This window comes from Lujinxingia vulgaris, assembly GCF_007997015.1.
In the GTDB taxonomy this organism is placed as follows: Bacteria; Myxococcota_A; Bradymonadia; order Bradymonadales; family Bradymonadaceae; genus Lujinxingia; species Lujinxingia vulgaris.
Genome location: NZ_VOSM01000042.1, coordinates 1 through 797 on the forward strand (window position 1 = coordinate 1; position 797 = coordinate 797).

2 protein-coding genes are annotated in these 797 nt (G+C 63.6%); both read left to right on the forward strand.

The features are described 5' to 3' along the window. Nucleotides 1-498, forward strand: a 498-nt coding sequence (locus FRC98_RS20795) for a CBS domain-containing protein (protein ID WP_146983498.1), incomplete at its 5' end; no start/stop codon positions are given. Beyond that, nucleotides 485-797, forward strand: a 313-nt coding sequence (locus FRC98_RS20800) for an extracellular solute-binding protein (protein ID WP_230467880.1), incomplete at its 3' end; no start/stop codon positions are given. The genes FRC98_RS20795 and FRC98_RS20800, both read left to right, overlap by 14 nt.

A 797-nucleotide genomic window follows, 5' to 3' on the forward strand; every position in this document is an offset into this window, starting at 1 on the left:
GTCGCCTTCCGCCTGTTCGGGCGGTCGATCTTCGACGTTCAGCTGCTGAAGCGGGGCTGCGACCTGGCCCGGGGCCGGGACGGTGCAATCCTGTCCCACACCTGCCTGACCGACTACATGGTCACGGACTATCCCCGCTGTGACCGGAAGGACAGCCTGGGCAGCCTGCGCGCACGCCTGCGCGAACAGAGCTGGGACACCCTCTTCGTCACCGATGCCGCGGGCCAGTACCTGGGCACCATCACGGCGCGGCACATCCTAGAACAAGAATCCGAATGCACGGCGGACGAAACCTATGTACGCAGCCCCGTGATCTTCGACGAGACCACCAGCATCCGGGCGGCCATGGACAGCCTAATCAATTTCCTAAACAAAACCGCACCCGTAATCTCCACACAAAACGGGCGCCTAATCGGCGTGGCGCCGGAAGGCGTGGTCATCAGCGCCTACCTGGACATCTCCCGGGAATTGCGGAGGGAAGAAAATGAAGCGGCCTGAAGCCCTGCCGGCCCTGGTTCTGGGCCTGCTTCTCATCCCCGCGTCTGGCCCTGCGGCCGAGGACGAGACCCTGACCGTGGTCTCCTGGGGCGGTGTTTACGAGGAAAGCCAGCGCATCGCCTACTTCGATCCCTTCGAAGAGGAAACCGGTATCGAGGTCGAGGTGGTGGAATACGACGGCAACTTCGAGGGCCTGCGCAGGGAGCTAGAAAACGGCGATACCGAATGGGACGTCATCGACCTGGTCTCCGCCAATGCCCGCCGTGGCTGCAGCGAGGGGCTGCTGCGCCCCATCGATC